The following is a 21241-nucleotide window of genomic DNA, read 5'->3' as shown; positions in this document are numbered from 1 at the left end:
TGATCTGGGCCGCGGGCGCTGATGGATCTCACGTACAGCGACGAAGAGGAATCCTTTCGGCGCGAACTGCGGGCGTGGCTGGGGAAGGTGCTGCCGGGGCTGCCGCCGAAGCCATCGCCCGGGGACTGGCCGGGGCGCAGGGCGTACGACCTGGGCTGGCAGCGGGCGCTGTACGACGCTGGGTACGCGGGCCTGCACTGGCCCGCCGACGCGGGCGGGCGGGGCGCCACCCCGACGCAGCACCTGATCTTCCTGGAGGAGACCGAGCGGGCGGGAGCGCCGTACGTCGGGGCGAACTTCGTCGGGCTGCTGCACGCCGGGCCGACGATCGCCGCGGAGGGGACGGACGAGCAGCGGCGGCGCTGGCTGCCGCCGATCCTGCGCGGCGAGGAGGTCTGGTGCCAGGGCTTCAGCGAGCCGGACGCCGGTTCCGACCTGGCGGCGCTGCGGACACGGGCGGTACGGGACGGGGACTCGTACGTGGTCAGCGGGTCCAAGATCTGGACCTCGCATGCTGAGGTCGCCGACTGGTGCGAACTGCTGGTCCGTACGGACCCGGACGCGCCCAGGCACCGGGGGATCACATGGCTGGCGATGCCGATGGACGCGGACGGGGTGACCGTACGGCCGCTGCGCACCCTCGCGGGGTCGGAGGAGTTCGCGGAAGTCTTCCTGGACGAGGTGCGGGTGCCGGTCTCGTACCGGGTCGGGGAGGAGAACGACGGGTGGCGAGTCACGATGGTGACCCTCTCCTTCGAACGCGGAACGGCCTTTGTGGGCGAGGTCGTCGCCTGCCGGCGGGTGCTGGGCGAGCTGGCGCGGGCGGCACGGGCGAACGGCCGCTGGGACGACGACGGCCTGCGGCGGCGGCTGGGGCGGCTGGCGGCGGAGTTCACGGCGCTGTGGCGGCTGACGCAGTGGAACGTGAGCGAGGCGGAGCACAGCGCGCGCGGGGGCGTGCCGGGCGTCGGCGGCTCGGTCTTCAAACTCCGGTACTCGAAGGCGCGGCAGGAGCTGTACGACGCGGCGGCGGAGGTGCTGGGGGCGGTGGGCGCGCTGGACGCGGAGCAGGAATGGGTCGCGGACCGGCTGTCGTCGCTCTCGTACACGATCGCGGCGGGCACGTCGCAGATCCAGCAGAACATCGTCGCCGAGCGGATCCTCGGCCTTCCGAAGGGGCGGTGAGGCGGTGCGGGCGGTGAGGCGGTGGGGCGGTCAGCAGGGTGAGTGGGGTGTTGAGCGGGGTGAGGGTGCGGTGGACTTCCGGCTGACGGAGGACCAGGAGGCGGTGCGGAAGGGGTTCCGGGAACTGCTGGCGGGGCGCTTCCCGCGCGGTCGGCTGCGGGCTGCAGTGGATGGCGGGGGCCTCGACGTCGACCGGGGATTCGACCGGGGCCTCGACCGGGGGCTGTGGCGCGAGCTCGGTGAAGCGGGCTTCTTCGCGCTGCGGTTGGCAGAGGAGGAGGGCGGGGTCGGGGTGGGGCTGGGGCTGCCCGAGGCCGTGCTCGTCTTTGAGGAGGCGGGGCGGGCGCTGCTGCCGGGGCCGCTCGTCGCGACGCACTTGGCCGCGGGACTGGTCGAGGGGGCGGCCACCGGTGAGGCGGTGGTGACCGCCGTCGACATTTCGGGCAGCGCCGACGGGCCGGTCGCGGTCGAGCACTTGGCCTCGGCGGATGCCCTACTCGTTGTGGATGACGTGGATGACGTGGATGGCGTAGATGGAGTGGTTGACGTGGGCGTGGGCGTGAACGTGCTGCGGCCGGACGGCGTCGAGGCCGCGCCGATGCGCTCCGTCGACCCCGCCACACCGCTGCACCGCGTCGAGCGTGGCGTCGCCCGCGTGGCGACCCGGGAAGCGCGCCGGACGGGCGGCGGCGCGAGGACGCCCGGTGGCCGCGCGTGCGGGCCGCGGGAGGCAGCGGTCGCCGCGGCGACCGCAGCCGGCCCGCTCCGGCGCGAGGCCGCCCTGCTCACGGCGGCGCAGCAGCTCGGGAGCGCCTCCCGCACGGTCGAGATGGCCGTCCAGTACGCGGGCGAACGCGAACAGTTCGGGCAGCCCATCGGCGCCTTCCAAGCCGTCAAGCACCTGTGCGCCCAGATGCTGGTACGTGCGGAAATCGCCCGTAGCGCCGTATATGCCGCTGCCGTGACCGGGGTCGCGTACGACACCGCCGCCGCGAAGCTCCTCGCGGACGAGGCCGCCGTGCGCAACGCCCGCGACTGCCTTCAGGTTCACGGCGGGATGGGCTTTACCTGGGAGGCGGATGTCCATCTGCATCTCAAGCGGGCCTGGGTGCGGGCCTCGCAGTGGCAGTCGGCTGCCGAGGCGGAGGATGTTCTCGCCGAGGGCCTTGCCGGCGAAGGATGTCCTGGCGCATGAGCTCATCGGCGAAATGTCCGAGTGATTCACCCGAGTTCGACCAGGAGCGTCACTGAGCGTCGATATCGGGTTGTGTCCTATACGTGACTCGTCACAGGGGGGAGTCGGCGGCAGGCTCCGGTACGCTGCCTCGGGTGCGAGTGGTTCTGAGGCGCAACTATCCCGGAGTGGCCAGTGTGGCGAGGCCGGGGTGGCGAATGTATGCCGCTCGCGCCGGGTGGGGGCACGATATGCCCCCTTTTTCGACTCCCCGCAGCGCGCGCCGCACAGTATGCAGCACGCATACTCCATTGCGCCGGAATATGCCTGAAGCGCTTGTTGGGGTGACTGTACGTCAACCATGCTGTTCTCCGCGGAGGTCACGGACCGTGATCTCGTGGAGGCGCGAGGCGATGTGTCCGCCGGTTCGGATGGTGTGAGCGGTGCAGGTGCAGGTGCTTCAGGTTCAGCTGGAGGTGCGGCCCGACCCCGCGGAGGTGGGGCGGGCCCGGAGGTGGGCTCGTTCGCGGCTCGCCGGGTCCGGAATAGGGCCTGATGAACCGCTCGCCGAGACACTGATCCTGCTCATCTCGGAGCTGGTCACCAACGCCGTGGTGCACACCGGCTGTCCGGCCGTGCTGCGGATGCAGCTCCCCGACGTGGGAGCGGAGGCCGGGGCGGCGCGCGCGGAGACGGCGGGCTCGGAAGCGGCGGGCGCGGAAGCGGTGGGCTCGGGAACGGCGCGCGCGGGGACGGGAACGGGGAAGGGGATCGTCCGCGAGGCCGCATGCGAGACCGTACGGGTCGAGGTCGCCGACCGCAGCGCCCATGCGCCGAAGCCGCGGCACGCGGAGGGTGACGACACCAACGGGCGCGGCCTGGAGCTGGTCACCGGTCTCGCCGACCGGTGGGGCTGGCACCCGGAAGGCGGCGGTAAGAGAATCTGGTGCGAAGTCGACCGCGCGGAGCGGAAGCCGGTGGGGCAGCCCATGGCTCAGCCGGCGAAGCAGTCCGTGGAACAGCCGGTGAAGCAGCCGGTGGTCCAGCCGGTGAGGCGCTCGTTGGGCACAGGCGTGCACGAATCGCAATGCGCCGTCACAAATAGGGCATAATCGACAAAGTCCAGACCAGGTGTTGACGTCCAGTGTTCACTTGATCACCCTTGGGGGCAGCGATTCGTCGCGAGGGGACGTCGAGGGACGACCTGGCCTTCTGGCAATGATTCCTTGGCGAGTGCGGGTCGTGGGTCCGGTGCGGCCGCTGTGAGCGAGCGCAGGCCCGCCTGGGCAGCCGGAGCCGGGTGGCGGTCCGCTGTGCCGTGCTCGGGGTGCGCATGAGCGCGCCGCCACCCGACCGGCCTGAACCCCGAGGGGCTGGGCGGGCCTTCAGAGGATCGCAACGGGCGCGACAGGAGCCCCGGTCCCGCCGACGAACGGCTCGGGCATCGCCGACAGCAGGAACGCGTACTGCCGCTCCTCGGCGCAGACTTCCGACAGCTCCTCCAGATTCCAGTTCTGGCCCTGCAGCATGCCCATTTCGACGAGGTCGAGGGCGTGGACGGCCAGCCAGAGGTTCTCGATCTCCGGCGGGAAGAGCTCGAAGGTGAGGGTGTCGTTCGCGACGGCGGCGACATCGCGGGTGTGAAACCACTCGGGGCAGCGGACCGAGAGGCCGGGGGACGGGAACGCGTACCCGTGCTTGTCGCCCGACAGGTACTGCTGGATCTGACCGGTTCGTACGAGCACGATGTCGCCGGCACGGACGCGGGTGCCCGCCAGTTCCTCGGCGGCTTCCAGGTCCTCCGGCGTGACGGCGTGGTCGCCGTCGAGGCGGTCCTTGCCGAGGGTGCGGGCGACGTCCAGCAGGATGCCGCGCGAGGCGATGTGGCGGGCCTTCTCGATGCCGCTGAAGGCGGAGCGGCCGTGGGCGGTGATCGAGTCGGCGGGGCGGCCGTTGTAGATCCGCCCCGAGTGCGAGACATGGGTCAGGGCGTCCCAGTGGGTGGCCGCCTGGAGCGCCATGGTCACGGTGTCGTCGCTGGTGGCGACCGTACCGGGGCCGAATATCTGCTGGTTGACGGCGATCATGGTGTGGAGCGGGTTGGTCCGGCCGGGGATCATGCCGGTCTGCACGCCGTCCTGCTGGAGCGGGAGCGCGAGGGGGACGCGGCGGCCGCTGCGCACGGTGGCGGCGGCCGCGCGGACCACGTCCCCGGTGATGAGGTTGAGCGTGCCGATCTCATCGGCCTCGCCCCATCGCCCCCAGTTGTTCACACGCTTGGCGATGTCCTGGAACTCCGGCGGCAGTGCCATGGGCTCACTCCTCCTTGCCGAACGCCGAATGTCGAATGTCGAGTGCCGAATGTCGAGTGCCGCGTGTCAAACGCCTCATGCCGAGTGCCGCATGTCGACTGCCCCATGCCGGGGGGTCCATGCCGAGTACTCCGTGCCGGGGGGTCCATGCCGAGTACTCCGTGGCGGGGGGTCCATGCCGAGTACTCCGTGGCGGAAAGGGGGTCCATGCGAAGCGTCGAGCGCCGATTGCCGTATGGGGCTTGTGCTTGCGGCTGCCTCTACCGAGAATCTAACGGTCCGTCAGAAACTGCGGGAAGGGGCGCGGCGTGGGGAACTTCTTGGCAGGCAAGGTCGTCGCCGTCACGGGCGCCGGTCGCGGCATCGGACGGGCGGTCGCGCTGGCCTGCGCGGCAGCGGGCGCGAAGGTCGTCGTCAACGACTACGGCGTCTCGATCGAGGGCGCAGAACCGGCCAGCGAGGTCGCCGAGGCCGTGGTCAAGGAGATCGAGGCGGGAAATTATGGGGCGCACAGCGCTTCCGCTGAGGGTGGCGGTGGGCGACGAGCGGGAGATGCGGTCGCCGTAGCCGACGACATCTCGACGATGGCGGGCGGGCAGCGGGTCGTCGACCTCGCGCTGTCCCGGTACGGGCGGATCGACGGCGTCGTGTGCGTCGCCGGGATTCTGCGCGAGCGGATGCTCTTCAACATGAGCGAGGAGGAGTGGGACCCGGTGGTCGCCACCCACCTGAAGGGCACCTTCACCGTCTTCCGAGCCGCATCCGCGGTCATGCGCAGGCAGGGCGGCGGCACGCTGATCGGCTTCACCAGCGGCAACCATCAGGGCAGCGTCTCCCAGGCCAACTACTCGGCGGCCAAGGGCGGAATCATCTCACTCGTGCGCAGCGCGGCGCTCGGGCTCCACAAGTACGGCGTGACCGCGAACTGCGTGGCGCCGGTGGCCCGGACGCGGATGTCGGCCAACGTGCCGATGGAACTGCAGGAGATCGGCGAGCCCGAGGACGTCGCGGCACTCGTCGTCTACCTGCTCAGCGAACGTGCGAAGGAAGCGAAGATCACCGGGCAGGTCTACACGATCGCGGGCCCCAAGATCGCGGTCTGGGCCCAGCCGCGAGAACTGCGCTCCGCCTACGCGGAGGGCTCCTGGACCCCGGAGAAGATCGCGGACTTCCTCCCGGGGTCGGTGGGGACGGACCCCATGCCCCTGCTGGCCCAACTGGAGGCAATGACAGCCGCAGCGGCACGCAAGGACCGTCCCAACGCGTGACTTTGCGCCGACGAGCGCACCTGGCCACCTGGCCACCTGGCCACGTGTGCACCTGGGCACGTGTGCACCTGGGCACGTGTGCACCTGGGCACGTGTGCACCTGGGCACAGGGGCACAGGGGCACGTGGCCACCTGGCTACCGCACCTCCGGTGCGGTCTTACCTCCTTACCCCGCTTGCCAAGGGCGTGCGGCTGGGAGACCAACCCCCGTGCTGAGCGCGGGGAGTGAGGGGAGAGCGGCGTGGACTTCAGCTTCGGGCCCGAGGACGAGCGCTTCCGCGCCGAGGCGCGCGCTTGGTTCGACGCGCACCCCGTCGGCGCGTACGCCGACGCCACCAGCCGCGGCGGCCCCGGCAGCGAGCACGAGCGCGTAGCCACCCGCCGTACGTGGGAGCGCAAGCTCGGCGCCGCCGGCTGGATCGGCCTCGGCTGGGACCGCACTTACGGCGACTACGGCAACCGGGCCGCCACCCTGACCCAACAGGTCGTCTGGGCCGAGGAGTACGCCCGCGCGGGAGCCCCGGGCCGGGTCGGCCACATCGGCGAGAACCTGCTCGCGCCCACGCTGATCGCGTACGGGGACGCGGCCCAGCGGGACCGTTTCCTGCCCGCCATCGCCCGCGGCGATGAACTCTGGTGCCAGGGCTACAGCGAGCCAGACGCGGGCTCCGACCTCGCCGCGCTCCGGACGGCGGCGGTCCGCGACCCGGCCGACGGCACGTACCGGATCACCGGCCAGAAGATCTGGACCTCCCTCGCGCAGCACGCGGACTGGTGCTTCGTCCTCGCCCGGACGGAGCCCGGCTCACAACGTCATCACGGACTCTCCTTCCTTCTCGTGCCGATGGACCAGCCGGGCCGGATCGAGGTCCGGCCGATCCGTCAGATGACCGGCACCGCCGAGTTCAACGAGGTGTTCTTCGACGGCGCGGTGGCGCGCGCCGAGCACCTGGTCGGTGGTCCCGGCAACGGCTGGCGCGTCGCCATGGGCCTCCTCGCGTGGGAGCGCGGCGTGTCCACCCTGGTCCAGCAGATCGGCTTCGCCGAAGAGCTGGACCAGGTCGTGCGGCTGGCGCTGGAGACCGGCGCCGCGCAGGACCCGGTCCTGCGGGACCGGCTCGTGCGCCAGTGGGCCGAGCTCCGCACCATGCGCTGGAACGCCCTGCGCACCCTGGGCACAGCGGCCGGGGACCCCTCCGCCGGGGACCGCCCCGCCGGGCGCAAGGCCGCCGGGGACCGCCCCGCCGCCGGGCGCGCGGCCGCCGGCCCCGGCGCCCCCAGCGTCGCCAAGCTGCTGTGGGGCGGCTGGCACCAGCGGCTCGGCGAGCTGGCCATGCAGGTGCGCGGCGCGGCGGCAGCGCTCGGCCCTGCGGACTGGTCGGCCGACCGCCCGTACGAACTCGACCCGTTGCAGCGCCTGTTCCTCTTCTCCCGCGCCGACACCATCTACGGCGGCTCGGACGAGATCCAGCGCAACATCATCGCCGAGCGTGTGCTCGGCTTGCCGAAGGAATCCCGATGACGACGACGTACCAGCACTGGATCGGCGGCTCCTGGCGGGCACCGGTGACGGGCCACTACCCCGTCGTCAACCCGGCGACCGAGGAGGTCGTCGGCGAGGCCCCCGAAGCGTCCGACTCGGAGGTCGGCGAGGCCGTCGCCGCCGCCAGGGCCGCGTACGAGGAGTGGTCGCGCACGGAGCCGCGCGAGCGCGCCGCCGTGCTCGACCGCATCGCCGACCTGCTGACCGAGCGCGCCAAGGACCTTGTACCGCTCCTGCAGGCCGAGACGGGCTCGACGATGCGCGTCGCCTCGACGATGCAAGTCCCCACCGCCGCCGACCGTTTCCGGCGCTACGCGCGCGGCGCCCTCGAGCCCGCAACCATCCCGCTCGCACCGCAGCCCGTCGCCTCGAGCCCGCTCGCGCCCGGCGGGCTCATCGGCGCCGCGGCCGTCCGCCGACCCGTGGGTGTCGTCGGCTGCATCACCTCCTACAACTTCCCGATCGTCAATCTCGCGGGCAAAGTCGCGCCCGCCCTGGCCATGGGCAACACGGTCGTCGCCAAGCCGGCCCCGCAGGACCCGCTGGGCTGCCTGGAGCTGGGCCCGCTGCTCCAGGAGGCCGGGCTGCCCGACGGCGCGTTCAACGTCGTCACCGGCTCGGGCGCGGCGGCCGGTCAGGCGCTGGTCGCGCACCGGGATGTCGACATGATCAGCTTCACTGGGTCGACTGCCGTGGGAAAGCGGATTGCCCGGTCCGCAGGCGAGACGATGAAGCGCACCCTTATGGAACTGGGCGGCAAGGGCGCGGCCATCGTGCTGGAGGACGCCGACGAGAAGGTCATCAAGTCGGCGATCGGGGCAGTCGGTTCTACCTGGTCGTTCCACAGCGGTCAGATCTGCACGGCGCCGACCCGCGTCCTCGTCCATCGATCGCTGTACGAGAAGGTCGTCGCCGGTCTCCAACCCTACGCATCCGCACTGACCGTCGGGGACCCTGTGGATAACTCCACGATCGTCGGCCCGCTGATCTCCGCCGCCCAGCGCGATCGCGTCGAGGCGTACGTCGCGGGAGCGCGCGACCAGGGCGCCCGTCTCGCCGCCGGCGGCGAGCGCCCGGAGACGAAGACCGGCTTCTACGTCGTCCCCACGCTCCTCACCGACGTCACGCCCGGCATGACCGTCGCGCAGGAGGAGCTGTTCGGCCCGGTCGTGGTGGCCATCCCGTTCGACGACGAGGACGCCGCGGTCCGTATCGCCAACGGCACCCCGTACGGCCTCTACGACTACGTGTTCAGCGCCGACGCGGGCCGCGCCTGGGCGCTCGCCGCCCGGCTGCGCAGCGGGAACGTCGGCATCAACACCGTGCAGCGCCACCCCGAGACGCCCTTCGGCGGATTCAAGGACAGCGGAGTCGGCCGCGACGGCGGCTCGTTCGGCCTGCACGCCTACAGCGAGCTCCAGTCCGTCGTCTGGCCATCCTGAAGGGATCAGCAGCCGTGAGAGGTGTCATTTTCGACGGCCGTCAGCCGCAGGTCGTCGACGACCTGGAAGTTCGCGACCCCGGCCCCGGCGAGGTGCTGGTCGGCATACGGGCGGCGGGCCTGTGCCACAGCGACCTCTCCGTCGTCGACGGCACGATCCCCTTCCCCGTGCCCGTCGTGCTCGGCCACGAGGGTGCGGGCATCGTCGAGGCGGTCGGCCAAGGCGTCCGGCACGTGGCGCCCGGCGACCACGTCGCCCTGTCCACCCTCGCCAACTGCGGCGCCTGCGCCGAGTGCGACCGCGGCCGCCCCACCATGTGCCGGGCCTCCATCGGCCGCCCCGGCCGGCCTTTCTCGCGCGGCGGGCGGCCCCTCCACAACTTCGCCTCCAACTCCGCGTTCGCCGAGCGCACGGTCGTCAAAGCGGTCCAGGCGGTCAGGATCCACCCGGATATTCCACTCACCTCGGCCGCCCTCATCGGCTGCGGCGTGCTGACCGGCGTCGGCGCCGCCCTCAACCGGGCGAAGGTCGACCGCGGCGATACGGTGCTGGTCATCGGCACCGGCGGCATCGGGCTGAACGTGATCCAGGGCGCCCGGATCGCGGGCGCGCTGACCATCGTCGCCGTGGACGCCAACCCGGCGAAGGGAGCCGTGGCCCGCCGCTTCGGCGCGACGCACTTCATCGACGCCTCCGCCGTCCCCGACACCTCGGCCGCCGTGAAGGAGATCCTGCCCACGGGCGCGGACCACGCCTTCGAGTGCGTGGGCAACACCAGGCTCATCCGGCAGGCCGTCGACCTCCTCGACCGGCACGGCCAGGCGGTGCTGCTCGGCGTCCCGCCCGCCACCGAGGAGGCGTCCTTCCTCGTCTCCTCGATGTATCTCGACAAGTCCATCCTCGGCTGCCGCTACGGCTCCTCGCGCCCGCAGCGCGACATCGGCCTCTATGCGGAGCTGTATCGCGCGGGGCGGCTGATGCTGGACGAACTCGTCACCGAGACCTACCCGGTGGAGGACTTCGCCAAGGCCGCGGACGACGCGCACCACGGGCGCGTGGCCCGGGGCGTGCTCACCTTCTAGGGACCCGAATTCCAGGGCCCGGAACTGGGCCTCCGCCCCAGGCCGCGGGCCTGGGGTCCATGCCCCAGGCCCCAGACCCGAGGGGTCCAGGGGGCGAAGCCTCTGGTTAAGGGAAGGGGCGGGCAGGGCCACCCGGGGGCTCAACTCCCGGCGGCGGCCGCGGCGGCCCGGAAAGTACGGCGGTACGCGGTGGGGGAGACACCGAGGGCGGCCTGCAGGTGCTGGCGCAGCGACTGCGCCGTGCCGAAGCCCGCGTCCCGCGCGACCCGGTCCACCGGCAGATCCGTCTCCTCCAGCAGATGCCGGGCCCGCTCCACCCGCCGCAGCAGCAGCCACTGCCCCGGGCTGACGCCGGTCTCCTCCCGGAACCGCCGGGTGAAGGTCCGTACGCTCATCGCCTCCTGCTCGGCCATGTCACGCAGTTGGATGGGCCGGTCGAGCCGGCTCAGCGCCCAGGCTCGGGCGGCTGCCGTGGTGGCCCGCTGCGGCTCGGGAACCGGGCGCTGGATGTACTGGGCCTGGCCGCCGTCGCGGTACGGCGGCACCACGCTGCGGCGCGCGACCTCGTTCGCGACGGACGTGCCGTGGTCGCGCCGCACGATGTGCAGGCACAGGTCGATCCCGGAGGCCACACCGGCGGAGGTGAGCACGTCCCCGTCGTCCACGAACAGCACGTCCGGGTCGACCTTGACCTGCGGAAAGAGCTGCTGGAAGTGGTCGGTGCTGCGCCAGTGGGTGGTGGCGGGCCGCCCGTCGAGCAGCCCCGCGGCCGCCAGCACGTAGGAGCCGGTGCAGATGGACACCATGCGGGCTCCCGGCCGCACGCGCGCGAGGGCGGCGGCCAGCGGCTCGGTCAGCCTCCCCTCCTCGTAGACAGGGCCCAGCTCGTAGGAGGCCGGGATCACGACGGTGTCGGCCTCGGCCAGGGCCTGGGGGCCGTGTTCGACGGTGATCGTGAAGTCGGCGTCCGTACGGACCAGGCCGGGCTCAGGTGCGCAGGTGACGACCTCGTAGAGGCTGCGCCCCTCGGGGGACGTGGCCTTGCCGAAGATCCGGTAGGGGATGCCGAGTTCGAACGGGATGACTCCGGTGAGCACGAGCACGGCCACCCGGTGCGGGCGCGTGCCGCGCTTCGCGCGCGTGGCCTCCTGCGGCATGGCGGCGGCCCCCTCTCCCTCAGCGGCTGGCCGGGCCCTTTGAGGGCCCTGGTGGCCCGATCCTAGCGGACCGTGTCCTTCGGGCCACTCGATTACCGGGGCCGGGCCACTGATGCTGGTCCGGTGACGCAGACGCCTCAGCTCCCCGCACGTGAAGACCACCACAGCCCCCAGGCCGCAGGCCGTCGCGGTCCGCGCATCCACCGCGCCTGGTGGGTCGCCGTCGTCTCCTTCACCGCCCTCGTCGGTGCGGCGTCCTTCCGGGCGGCACCGAGCGTGCTGATCGACCCGCTGCACGCGGAGTTCGGCTGGTCGCGCGGCACGATCTCGGCGGCCGTCTCGATCAACCTGATGCTCTACGGCCTGACCGCGCCCTTCGCCGCCGCGCTGATGGAACGCTTCGGCATGCGCAAGGTCGTGACCGCCGCGCTCCTCCTCGTCGCGGCGGGCAGCGGGCTGACCGTCTTCATGAACGCCAGCTGGCAGCTCGTCCTGTGCTGGGGCGTCCTGGTCGGCCTTGGCACCGGCTCCATGGCGCTGGCCTTCGTCGCCACCGTCGTGAACCGCTGGTTCGTGGCCCGCCGCGGCCTGGTCACGGGCGTGCTGACGGCGGGTGGCGCGGCCGGGCAACTGGTCTTCCTGCCGCTCGTCGCCTGGCTCGCCGAGCGCTACGACTGGCGCACGGCGACGCTCGCCGTGACCTTCGCGGCGCTGGCCGTCGTACCGCTGGTGCTGTGGCTGCTGCGGGACCATCCGCGGGACGCCGGCACGACCCGCTATGGCGCCGGGCCCGGGGACGAGGACGAGGCCGAGCGTGCGGCCGCGGCTTCGAGCGCGACGGCGGGAACGGGGGCGGGCGGAGCCGCGGGGCGCGCCCTCGGCGCGCTGCGCTCGGCGGCCCGCACCAAGGTCTTCTGGCTGCTGGCGGGCACCTTCGCCATCTGCGGGGCCTCCACCAACGGCCTGATCGGCACCCACTTCGTGCCCGCGGCGCACGACCACGGCATGCCGGTCACCGCGGCCGCGAGCCTCCTCGCCGTCATCGGCGTCTTCGACCTCGTCGGCACGGTCGCCTCCGGCTGGTTCACCGACCGCTACGACTCACGGCGGCTGCTCGCCGTCTACTACGCCCTGCGCGGCGTCTCCCTGATGTTCCTGCCGCTGCTGCTGGCCGACTCGGTCCACCCGCCGATGCTGTTCTTCATCGTCTTCTACGGTCTCGACTGGGTCGCCACCGTGCCGCCCACGGTGGCTCTGTGCCGGGAGCACTTCGGCGAGGACGGCGCGATCGTCTTCGGCTGGGTCCTGGCTTCCCACCAGGTCGGAGCGGGCGTCGTCGCCTTCCTGACGGGCGTGGTCCGGGACGTCACGGGCTCGTACAACACGGCCTGGTACACCTCGGGAGCGCTGTGCGCCGCGGCGGCTCTGATGGCGCTGGTGATCCGGCGCCGCCCGGACCACGCGCGCGTGGCAACGGTCTGACGGGCGGTCGATCGCGCCTTGACTTGGCGGTCGACCGTGCCCGGACGGGCGGTCGACCGTGCCCGGACGGGCGGTTCGGTCAGGAGGTGAAGCCGCCGAACGCCCCGCGGTGGAAGAGCAGCGGTCCTGCCGCAGAGGCGTCCTCGTCCGCGCCCAGCGCCTCGACGCGGCCCACGACGATCAGGTGGTCGCCGCCGGTGTGCACGGCGTGGATCGTGCAGTCGATCCACGCCGGCACGCGCGCGAGGCGCGGTGAGCCCGTCGCCGGCGCGGCGTCGTACGCGACGCCCGCGAACTTGTCGGGGCGCCGGTCGCTGCTCACCGCGAAGTCGCGGCACAGCCCGCCCTGTTCCGCGCCCAGGATGTTCACGCAGAAGGCCCCGGCGCGGGCGATGCGCGGCCAGGTCGTGGACGTCCGGCCGACCATGAAGGCGACCAGGGGCGGGTCGAGGGAGAGCGAGGCGAAGGACTGGCACGCGAAGCCCGCGGGGCGGCCGTGGTCGCCTTCATGATCCGCCGGACCGCCCTGAGGGTTGCGATCGTCCTCAGGGGTCTCGTCCGCAGTGCCGGGGGCCGTGATGACCGTGACCCCGCTCGCGAAGTTGCCCAGTACGCGGCGGAACTCGGCCGGGTCGACGGGCAGCCGCTCGTCCTCCCGAACGGCCCGCAGGTCGGGCCGGGGGAGCGGTTCGACCGGTCGTCCGGCGGAGGTCGGCGAACCGACCGAGCGCAGATAGCGCACGGCGGCGGCCGCCATGCCAGCGTGTCCCATCATGCCCCCCATTGAACCTGACGGGCCGTCAGATTGGAAGCTCCGGACGCTCCAGACCGGAACCTCAGCGTCCGCGGTAGTTCGGAGGCCGGCGCTCCACGAACGCGGCGACGCCCTCACGCGCGTCGGCGGTCGTCATGTTGATCTCCTGAGCGGCGGCTTCCGCGGCGAAGGCAGCCGCGCGGTCGGCGTCGAGTGAGGCGTTGACCAGCTGCTTGGTGAGGGCGAGGGCGCGCGTCGGGCCCTCGGCGAGGCGCCCGGCCCACTCGCGGGCCGTCTTCTCCAAGTCGTGGGCGGGCACGACCCGGTTGACCAGGCCCAGGTGCTCCGCGGCGGGGGCGGGCAGCGCGTCGCCGAAGAACATGAGCTCCTTGGCGCGCTGCGGACCGACGAGCCGGGGTAGCAGATACGCGCCGCCGCCGTCCGGGACGAGCCCGCGCCGCACGAACACCTCGATGAACTTGGCCGCTTCCGCGGCGAGCACGAGATCACAGGCGAAGGCGAGGTGCGCGCCGAGGCCTGCGGCGGTGCCGTTCACGGCGGCGATGACCGGCTTCTCGCAGTCGAGGACCGCGGCGACGAGCCGCTGTGCGCCGCGGCGGATCGTACGGGCGACATCGCCCGCGACGCGCTCGCCGCCGCCGTCGCTGCCGTCGCTGCCGCCCGGAGCGCTTCCGCCTGCCGCCCCGCCGCCCGGAGGACCGCCGCGCAGGTCGGCGCCCGCGCAGAATCCCTTGCCCGTACCGGTGATGACGACCGCCCGCACGTCCGGGTCGGCGGAGGCCGCTTCGAGCAGCGCGATGACGCGTTCCCGCTGGTCCCAGGTGACGGCGTTCATCGCCTCCGGGCGGTTCAGCGTGATCCACGAGACGCCGTTGTCAGTGGCGTGCAGTACCAATGTCTCCAGGGACTTCTCGGGGGAGGCAGTCATGTTGAAGCTCCTTGTCGTACGGCGACGTTGGACGCGTCCGCTTGCATCCGCGGCGGCGCGGCAGTTCGCCGCACGGCGGCGTGCGACCGGCCCGCGGGCCGTGCCGCGTCTTTCCCGCGCGGGGGGCGGGAAAGGCCCGGCGCGCCGACCCGCGGATCCACCGGCGCTGCGGCGATCCGCGCGCCGACCCGCCCGCCCGCTCGGCGGGGCCCCGTTTCCGGGAGCGCGGCTTCGCCGCTGCTCGCGGAGAGGGGAGCCGCCGGACCCGCCGCGCGAGCCGCACGGCTCACCGGCAGACGGCCAGCGCGTCGAGTGCCACCGCGCCCTGGCCCCGTGGCAGTACGACCAGTGGGTTGATGTCGAGTTCGGCGAGGCCGTCGCCCAGTTCGAGGGCCATGCGCTGAACGCGCAGGACGACCTCGACCAGGGCGTCGACGTCCGTCGGCGGAGAGCCGCGCACGCCCTCGAGCAGGGCGTGGCCGCGCAGTTCGCGCAGCATCGCTCGGGCCTGGTCCTCGCCGAACGGCGGTACGCGCACGGCCGCGTCCCGCAGCACCTCCACGAGCACGCCGCCGAGGCCGACCGTCACAGTGGGTCCGAAGAGGCTGTCGTGGCTCATGCCCACGACCATTTCCACGCCCTGCTCGATCATCTGGCAGACCAGGACGCCGTCCAGCTTGATCCCTTCGAAGCGGGCGATGTCCGTCAGCTCGCGATAGGCGTCCCGGACCTGGCTGGCCGAGGTCAGACCGACCCTGACAAGCCCCAGTTCGGTCTTGTGGGCGAGCTGGGCGGCCGAGGCCTTCATGACGACCGGGTAGCCGACCAGTCCCGCCGCCCTGACGGCAGCGGCCGCGCTGGTCACGAGCTGCTCGCGCGGCACGCGGATGCCGTACGCCCGCAGCAGTTGCTTCGCCGCGTGCTCGCTGAGCTGCTCGCCGGTGCGCAGCAGGCCCTGCGCCTTGCGCGCCGAGGGCGAAAGCGTGCGGGGCGCGTCGTCGAAGGGGGAGCGGTAGCCGGATACGAACCGGTGGTGGCCGAGGTAGGCGCGGACGGCGGTGATGCAGTTGGCGAATGTACGGAAGGTGGCGACGCGGGAGGAGCCGAGGAGGGTGGTGCGGTAGGCGTCCTCGGTGCCGACCGGAGAGCCCCACACCACGCACACCTGCTTGTCCGTGGCCTCCGCCGCGTCCACCAGGTCCTGCGCCAGCTTGTCGCTCATGGGCGGGAAGGGCCCGGTGATGGGGCAGATCAGCACGCCCACGGCGGGGTCGGCGAGGATCGCGTCGATGATCTTCCGGCCGCGCCAGTCGCCCACCGGGTGTCCGCCGCTGTCCACCGGGTTGGCGACGCCGAGGTACTCCGGTATCCACTGGTGGAGTTCGGCCTGCTTCGCGTCGGAGAGGGCGGGCAGCTTCAGGCCCGCGGCCGCGGCGAGGTCCGCGAAGTGCGCGCCCGTGCCGCCCGAGATCGAATAGACGGCGACGCCGTCGGCGCGCGGCGAGCGGGCTCGGGCGAGGAGCGCGGCCGTGTCCTGGAGTTCGTCGAGCCCGTCGACTCGTATCACGCCGAATTGCCGCATCGCCGCGTCCACCACCTCGTCCGCGCCGGTGAGCTTGCCGGTGTGGGAGGCGGCCGTCCGGGCTCCGGTCTCAGTGCGGCCGACCTTCACCGCCACGACCGGCACCTTGTTCCGGGCGGCCCGGTCGGCGGCGAGGAGGAATCCGCGGCCGTCCTTGAGCCCTTCCATATATGCGGCGATGGCACCGATCTCGGGCTGTGAGGCGAAGTACGAGATGAAGTCGGCCGTCTCCAGGTCGGCCTCGTTGCCCGTCGGCGCCCAGTGGGAGAGCCGTATGCCCAGCTCCTGGAGGGCGAAGACGGGGCGTCCCTGGTGACCGGACTGTGTGATGAGGGCGATGGCGGGGCCTTCGAGGTCCTCGCGGAACTCCTCGAAGGCGTTGAGGTTGGTGTTGGGGCCGAGCAGGCGCAGGCGGCCGGAGCGCCGTACGGCGTCGGCGAGCCGGTTCTGGGCGGCGGCTCCGTCCTCGCCGGTCTCGGCGAAGCCGGACGCGAAGGCGACCGCGAACTTCACCTTGGTCTCGGCGAGTTGCTCGATCACGGGAAAGGGATCGGCGACGAGCAGTACGGCGAGATCGACAGGCTCGGGAAGATCGGCGACGGAAGGGAGGCAGGGCAGGCCGAAGACGGTGGGGCGGCCCGGATTGACGGGGTGCAGGCGGGCGCCGACCCGCTCGGACCAGTCGATGAGCCGCCGGGTGATACCGGTGTTGGGCCGGCCCTCGCTGTCGGATGCCCCGACGACGGCCACGGACTCGGGCCGGAAGAACCGGTCCAGGTCGGGCACGGGTGCGTGCAGCGGGCGCCCGCTGACGTCCAGGTCCTCGCCAGGGGCCGAGGCGTTGTGCACCATGGACCTGGGGAGCTCGCCGCAGGCCACGACGCGGGCCGGGCGGGAGTGAGTGGTGAGGGTGCCGTGAGTAGATCCAAGCATCGTTCTCGCCCGCTCCTGCTCGATGGCCGATTGGGACGCGCGGCGCCCACCGGTCGAGCTCCGCGTATAGCTGACGCTCTGTCAGATTACTTGAACTGACACACTGTCAGGAACAGTCCTGCAGCCATTTCCCGCCCACCCGCAGGAAAACCAGGTGCCACCGCCCCGCCTGCGGCGGCACACTCACCCGGTGCCGCAGCTCATACTCCCGGATGCCCGGGTCCACGCCTCGTACCTCGCCGCCATGGAGGAATTCCGCGCCGAAGGGCGCGGCGGCCCGGACGACGACTCCAGCGTCGGCGTCAGCTTGCGCGAGTACGGCCTCACCTGGCACGACCCCGGGGTCTTCGCGGAGTACCTCGGTCGGCTCCGCCTCACCCACGGGCCGCGGAGCCTGCTCCAGTACGACGTCGAATGCACCACCCTCTGGTACGTGGACGGCGATGCCTATCTCGGCCGTCTCGCCATCCGGCACCGGCTCACGTCCTACTGGCTGGAGCTCGGCGGTCACATCGGCTACGACATCCGCCCCACCGCCAGGCGCCGCGGCCACGCCACCGCCATGCTGCGCGAGGCGCTCCCCCTCGCCGCCCGGCTCGGCGTCGACCCGGCCCTGATCACCTGCGATACCGGCAACGCGGCGTCCCGCAAGGTCATCGAGGCGTGCGGCGGCGTCCTGGAGGACGAGCGCGGCGGCGTACTCCGGTTCTGGGTCCCGACGTGCCGACCATGACCGGCGGCCTGGAGCCCGGCCCGCGCCGCATCAACCCGTGCCGCATCAACCCGTGCCGTCTCAGCCGTGCCGCATCAACCCGCGCCGCCTTAGCCCCGCCGTTTCAGCCCGCGCCGCATCAGCCGCGCCGCCTCAGCCCCGCAGTACCGCCTCGCGTGCGATCGCGTGGGCGATCTTGCGGGCGTCGATGGCCAGTTCGCGGAGCATGCCGCTGATCGGGTTGGTGTAGCCGGTGAAGTAGAGGCCGGGGGTGGCGGGGCGGCGGCCGTGGGAGCGGGGGCGGCCGCGGCCGTCGAGTACGTCCAGGTGGCCGACCAGGTCCTCCAGGCCGCGCCGGTAGCCCGTGGCGGCGATGACCACATCCGGAGTGACCAGGGACCCGTCCGCGAGGATCGCCTTGTCGTCCTCGAAGGACTCGACGGCCGCGACCGGTTCGACCTTCCGGGACCGGATCGCGGCGATCAGACCCACGTCCTGGACCGGGACCGCGCCCTCCAGGACCCGGGAGTAGAGGCCGGTGTCCGGGCGGGGCAGCCCGTACGGGCCGAGGTCGGGGACGGAGATACGGGCCATCGTCCGTGCCGCCCGGTCGACCGCGCGGCGCGGCAGCCGCCGTACGAGGATGCCGGTGGCCTGCGCGGGCCAGCCCGCCGTCGTACGGCGCACGATGTGCGGCGCCGTGCGCACCGCCAGCCGCACGCGCGCCGCGCCGCCTTCGGCGAGGTCGACGGCGATGTCGGCACCCGTGTTGCCGGTGCCGACGACCAGAGCGTCACGGCCGCGGTACGGCTCGGCGTTCCGGTAGTGGGCCGCGTGCAGCAGCTCTCCGCGGAAGCCGTCGCGGCCGGGCCAGTCCGGCACGTACGGGGTGTGGTTGAAGCCGGTCGCCACGACGACCGCGTCCGCCGCGAGCTCCCGCCCGCCGGTCGCCCGCAGCAGCCAGCGAGGCCCGGGCGAGCCGGAGTCGGACCCCGAGCCGGAGCCTGAGCCAGTTCGCCGGCCGGACCGTGCACCAGGCTGGGGCTCCGCCTCGGACTGCGGCTCCGCCCCGAGGCCGGACCGCTCGATGCGGGTCACCTCCACGCCCGTGGCGATCTCCAGCCGGTGGTACTCCGCGTACTCCTCCAGATAGCGCACCACGCCGTCCCGGCTGAGCCACCGCCCGTACGCCCGCGGTATCGGCAGGCCGGGCAGGGCGGACAGCCTGCGCGTGGTGTGCAGCTCCAGCCGGTCGTAGTGCCCGCGCCACGAGGCGCCCACCGCCCCGGACTTCTCCAGTACGACGGTGCGTACGCCGCGCTCGCTCAGCGCGGCCGCGGTGGCGAGCCCGCCGGGCCCGGCGCCGATGACGTACACGGGAGAACTGCGCAGCCGGGTCGTGTGAGCCGTGGCGGTCGTGGGGGTGATGTCGGGCATGGGCGTGAGCGTAGGACCGGACGATTGCCGTGCGTCGGTCGAGCTCATACCGAATGGGTTGCGGATCGATCACGGTCCGCTACCTTCACCGGCCTTCCGCCGCCCATGCTCCGTCCGCCGACCCTCGCTCCTTCCGCCACCCCTTGCGCCAAGCCGTCCGGATCCGTTGAACTTACTGAACTGACGCACCGTCAGGAAGTTCGGAAGGGGTGTGCCCCGTGCAGACGATCTGGCTCAGCGGAGTCGACTGGCTCGCCGTGCCGCGCATCGGCCCCGGCCGGCTCGACAGCGCCTGGGGGCTCTTCCCGTGACCGTGCCGCCCCGCTACGACCTGCCCGAGACGGATGCCTTCTCCCAGCCCTACTGGGACGCGGCCGCCGAGGGCCGGCTGCTCATCCGCCGCTGCGGCGACTGCGGCACGGCGCACCACTACCCGCGGGAGTTCTGCCCGCGCTGTTGGAGCGAGAGCGTCTCGTGGGAGGAGGCGAGCGGCCGCGCCACGCTCTACACCTGGTCGGTGGTGCACCGGAACGACCTGCCGCCGTTCGGCGACCGGGTGCCGTACGTCGCGGCGGTCGTCGACCTCGCGGAGGGCCCGCGGATGATGACGGAGATCGTCGACTGTGGCGAGTCCGACCTCCGCATCGGCATGGAGCTGCGGGTCCACTTCCGGGGCGACCCGCCCGTACCCGTCTTCCGGCACGGCGTCCCGCCGGAGAGCAACCGCTGAGAACTTGCCGGCGAGGGCCAGGAGTTCAGCGGGGCGCGGCGACCGCGAGTCCGAGGGACTCGGCAGCCTTCAGCAACCGCTGGTCGTACGTGCGGGATCCGGGCCGGGCGGCCGTTCCCGCTACGGCGCCCCCCGCTACGGCGCCCCCCGCTACGGCGCCCCGGCTACGGCGCCCCCGTTACGGCGCCCCGGCTACGGCGCCGCCGCCGGTGGTCCTCAGTCGCTGCCCAGGACGACCGTTCCCGACGAGCAGAACCAGCCGCCCGTGCCCGAGGCCACCGCCAGTTCCGGGAGCCGGCCGCCCGCCTTGCGGACCTGGCCTTCGCCCGCCTCGCCGCGCAGCTGCCGTACCGCCTCCACCAGCAGGAACAGCCCGCGCATCCCCGGGTGGCAGGCGGACAGGCCGCCGCCGTCCGTGTTGACCGGCAGGTCGCCGTCCCGCAGCAGCCGCCCCTTCCCGACGAACGCGCCGCCCTCGCCCTTCGCACAGAAGCCCAGGTCCTCAAGGGTCACCAGCGTCATGTACGTGAACGCGTCGTAGATCTCGGCGAGATCGATGTCGTCCGGCCGGACCCCGGCCCGCTCGAAGGCGAGGCGGCTGGACACCGCCGCAGGCGAGACCGTGAAGTCCTCCCACTCGGACATGGCGCTGTGCGACACCGAGGTTCCCGTGCCCAGCACCCACACCGGCGCCTTCGCCGTGTCCGGTACGTACTCCTCGGCCGCCAGCAGCACCGCGCAGCCGCCGTCCGAGCGGATGCAGCAGTGCAGCTTGGTGAAGGGGTCGGCGATCAACGGGCCCGACAGGACGTCGTCGACCGTGATCGGCGCGCGGTACATCGCGGCCGGGTTGTGGGCGGCGTTCGCGCGCGCCTGGACGGCGACCTCGGCGAGCTGCTCAAGCGTGGTGCCGTACTCGTGCATATGGCGGCGGGCGGCCATCGCGTACTTGGCGATGAGCGTGTGGCCGTACGGGACCTCGAACTGCAGCGGGCCGCGCGCGCCGAAGGAGAGGTTCGCGGTGCGCCGCTGCGCCTTGAGGTCGGCGCGTGCCGTGGAGCCGTACACCAGGAGTACGGCGTTGGCGTGGCCTGCGACGATGGCGTCCGCGGCGTGCGCGGCCATCACCTCCCAGGTGGCGCCGCCGACCGCTGTGGAATCGGTCCAGGTGGGCCTCAGGCCCAGGTACTCGGCCACCTCGACCGGGGCGAGCGTGCCGAGGCCCGCCGACGCGAAGCCGTCGACGACCGCGCGGTCGAGCCCGGAGTCGGCGAGTGCGCGGCGGGCGGCCTGGGCGTGCAGGGCGTACGGCGTGAGCTCGTCGACCCGGCCGCAGTCCGCGAGGGCGACGCCGACGACGGCGACCCTGCGGGCGCTACCGGTACCGGTACCGCTACCGGTACGGGTCGGGGCTGTCGTGCGTATCGCGCGGGTCGCGCGGGTCGCGTCCGCGTCTGCGCTCACGTTCGCGTTCGGCATGAATCTGACGGTACATCAGA

At 72.6% G+C, this 21241-nt stretch carries 17 protein-coding genes; 10 read left to right on the top strand and 7 right to left on the bottom strand.

Annotated elements, in window-relative coordinates:
• The first annotated feature begins 21 nt into the window (after positions 1–21).
• From ACTWP8_RS11635 to ACTWP8_RS11625, 3 genes are all read left to right on the top strand, one after another.
• Positions 22–1185, top strand: a complete 1164-nt coding sequence (locus ACTWP8_RS11635; RefSeq protein WP_443322052.1) for an acyl-CoA dehydrogenase family protein — start codon at positions 22–24, stop codon at positions 1183–1185.
• A 70-nt stretch (positions 1186–1255) separates the two neighbouring features.
• Positions 1256–2380, top strand: coding sequence for an acyl-CoA dehydrogenase family protein (locus ACTWP8_RS11630; RefSeq protein ID WP_443322051.1), 1125 nt, complete (start codon positions 1256–1258; stop codon positions 2378–2380).
• Positions 2381–2808: 428 nt separating this feature from the next.
• The gene (locus ACTWP8_RS11625) at positions 2809–3471 is read left to right on the top strand and encodes an ATP-binding protein (protein WP_443322070.1); all 663 of its coding nucleotides are present in this window, start codon (positions 2809–2811) and stop codon (positions 3469–3471) included.
• Positions 3472–3744: 273 nt separating this feature from the next.
• On the opposite strand, the gene ACTWP8_RS11620 is transcribed toward ACTWP8_RS11625, so the two are convergent.
• The gene (locus ACTWP8_RS11620; protein ID WP_443322050.1) at positions 3745–4671 is read right to left on the bottom strand and encodes a cyclase family protein; all 927 of its coding nucleotides are present in this window, start codon (positions 4669–4671) and stop codon (positions 3745–3747) included.
• Positions 4672–4979: 308 nt separating this feature from the next.
• On the opposite strand from ACTWP8_RS11620, the gene ACTWP8_RS11615 reads away from it, so the two are divergent.
• The 4 genes from ACTWP8_RS11615 (at position 4980) to ACTWP8_RS11600 (ending at position 10006) form a co-directional block, all read left to right on the top strand.
• Positions 4980–5939: an SDR family oxidoreductase gene (locus ACTWP8_RS11615; RefSeq protein WP_443322049.1), complete on the top strand. Its 960-nt coding sequence runs from the start codon at positions 4980–4982 to the stop codon at positions 5937–5939.
• 241 nt (positions 5940–6180) lie between these two features.
• Positions 6181–7461, top strand: coding sequence for an acyl-CoA dehydrogenase family protein (locus tag ACTWP8_RS11610; protein WP_443322048.1), 1281 nt, complete (start codon positions 6181–6183; stop codon positions 7459–7461).
• Positions 7458–8924 carry an aldehyde dehydrogenase family protein gene (locus ACTWP8_RS11605; protein ID WP_443322047.1) on the top strand — a complete coding sequence of 489 codons (1467 nt, stop codon included), beginning with the start codon at positions 7458–7460 and terminating at the stop codon, positions 8922–8924. The genes ACTWP8_RS11610 and ACTWP8_RS11605 overlap by 4 nt, the downstream gene beginning before the upstream one ends.
• A 14-nt stretch (positions 8925–8938) precedes the next feature.
• The gene (locus ACTWP8_RS11600; protein WP_443322046.1) at positions 8939–10006 is read left to right on the top strand and encodes a Zn-dependent alcohol dehydrogenase; all 1068 of its coding nucleotides are present in this window, start codon (positions 8939–8941) and stop codon (positions 10004–10006) included.
• Positions 10007–10146: 140 nt separating this feature from the next.
• Here ACTWP8_RS11600 and ACTWP8_RS11595 read toward each other — a convergent pair whose 3' ends face one another.
• Complete coding sequence (locus ACTWP8_RS11595) at positions 10147–11163, bottom strand: GlxA family transcriptional regulator (protein ID WP_443322045.1); 1017 nt, start codon at positions 11161–11163, stop codon at positions 10147–10149.
• 123 nt (positions 11164–11286) lie between these two features.
• On the opposite strand from ACTWP8_RS11595, the gene ACTWP8_RS11590 reads away from it, so the two are divergent.
• On the top strand, positions 11287–12645 hold the full coding sequence (locus tag ACTWP8_RS11590) for an MFS transporter (RefSeq protein ID WP_443322044.1): 1359 nt from the start codon (positions 11287–11289) through the stop codon (positions 12643–12645).
• 79 nt (positions 12646–12724) lie between these two features.
• Here the strand turns inward: ACTWP8_RS11590 and ACTWP8_RS11585 are convergent, their stop codons facing one another.
• The 3 genes from ACTWP8_RS11585 to ACTWP8_RS11575 form a co-directional block, all read right to left on the bottom strand.
• Positions 12725–13429 carry a flavin reductase family protein gene (locus tag ACTWP8_RS11585; RefSeq protein ID WP_443322043.1) on the bottom strand — a complete coding sequence of 235 codons (705 nt, stop codon included), beginning with the start codon at positions 13427–13429 and terminating at the stop codon, positions 12725–12727.
• 52 nt (positions 13430–13481) lie between these two features.
• Positions 13482–14348 (bottom strand): enoyl-CoA hydratase/isomerase family protein, encoded by an 867-nt coding sequence (locus tag ACTWP8_RS11580; RefSeq protein ID WP_443322042.1) that lies wholly within the window; start codon positions 14346–14348, stop codon positions 13482–13484.
• Positions 14349–14634: 286 nt separating this feature from the next.
• Positions 14635–16863 carry an acetate--CoA ligase family protein gene (locus ACTWP8_RS11575; protein ID WP_443322041.1) on the bottom strand — a complete coding sequence of 743 codons (2229 nt, stop codon included), beginning with the start codon at positions 16861–16863 and terminating at the stop codon, positions 14635–14637.
• Between the two features lie 190 nt (positions 16864–17053).
• Here ACTWP8_RS11575 and ACTWP8_RS11570 point away from each other — a divergent pair, with 190 nt between their 5' ends.
• Positions 17054–17596, top strand: coding sequence for a GNAT family N-acetyltransferase (locus ACTWP8_RS11570; protein ID WP_443322040.1), 543 nt, complete (start codon positions 17054–17056; stop codon positions 17594–17596).
• 132 nt (positions 17597–17728) lie between these two features.
• Here the strand turns inward: ACTWP8_RS11570 and ACTWP8_RS11565 are convergent, their stop codons facing one another.
• The gene (locus tag ACTWP8_RS11565; RefSeq protein ID WP_443322039.1) at positions 17729–19012 is read right to left on the bottom strand and encodes a flavin-containing monooxygenase; all 1284 of its coding nucleotides are present in this window, start codon (positions 19010–19012) and stop codon (positions 17729–17731) included.
• A gap of 307 nt (positions 19013–19319) precedes the next feature.
• Here ACTWP8_RS11565 and ACTWP8_RS11560 point away from each other — a divergent pair, with 307 nt between their 5' ends.
• Entirely contained in the window at positions 19320–19742 is a 423-nt protein-coding gene (locus ACTWP8_RS11560; protein WP_443322038.1) for a Zn-ribbon domain-containing OB-fold protein, read from the top strand.
• Positions 19743–19958: 216 nt separating this feature from the next.
• Here the strand turns inward: ACTWP8_RS11560 and ACTWP8_RS11555 are convergent, their stop codons facing one another.
• Complete coding sequence (locus ACTWP8_RS11555) at positions 19959–21221, bottom strand: thiolase C-terminal domain-containing protein (RefSeq protein ID WP_443322037.1); 1263 nt, start codon at positions 21219–21221, stop codon at positions 19959–19961.
• Positions 21222–21241: the final 20 nt, after the last annotated feature.

It is taken from the genome of Streptomyces sp. 7N604, assembly GCF_052245475.1.
Taxonomy (GTDB): domain Bacteria; phylum Actinomycetota; class Actinomycetes; order Streptomycetales; family Streptomycetaceae; genus Streptomyces.
The sequence above is the reverse complement of the archived record's forward strand: the minus strand, read 5'-3'. Positions and strand labels throughout refer to the sequence as shown.

Coding starts and splice junctions, on each gene's coding strand:
- ACTWP8_RS11635 (WP_443322052.1), top strand. CDS start 22: ATGGATCTCACGTACAGCGACGAAGAGGAATCCTTTCGGCGCGAACTG.
- ACTWP8_RS11620 (WP_443322050.1), bottom strand. CDS start 4,671: ATGGCACTGCCGCCGGAGTTCCAGGACATCGCCAAGCGTGTGAACAAC.
- ACTWP8_RS11605 (WP_443322047.1), top strand. CDS start 7,458: ATGACGACGACGTACCAGCACTGGATCGGCGGCTCCTGGCGGGCACCG.
- ACTWP8_RS11595 (WP_443322045.1), bottom strand. CDS start 11,163: ATGCCGCAGGAGGCCACGCGCGCGAAGCGCGGCACGCGCCCGCACCGG.
- ACTWP8_RS11585 (WP_443322043.1), bottom strand. CDS start 13,429: ATGGGGGGCATGATGGGACACGCTGGCATGGCGGCCGCCGCCGTGCGC.
- ACTWP8_RS11580 (WP_443322042.1), bottom strand. CDS start 14,348: ATGACTGCCTCCCCCGAGAAGTCCCTGGAGACATTGGTACTGCACGCC.
- ACTWP8_RS11575 (WP_443322041.1), bottom strand. CDS start 16,863: ATGCTTGGATCTACTCACGGCACCCTCACCACTCACTCCCGCCCGGCC.
- ACTWP8_RS11565 (WP_443322039.1), bottom strand. CDS start 19,012: ATGCCCGACATCACCCCCACGACCGCCACGGCTCACACGACCCGGCTG.
- ACTWP8_RS11555 (WP_443322037.1), bottom strand. CDS start 21,221: ATGCCGAACGCGAACGTGAGCGCAGACGCGGACGCGACCCGCGCGACC.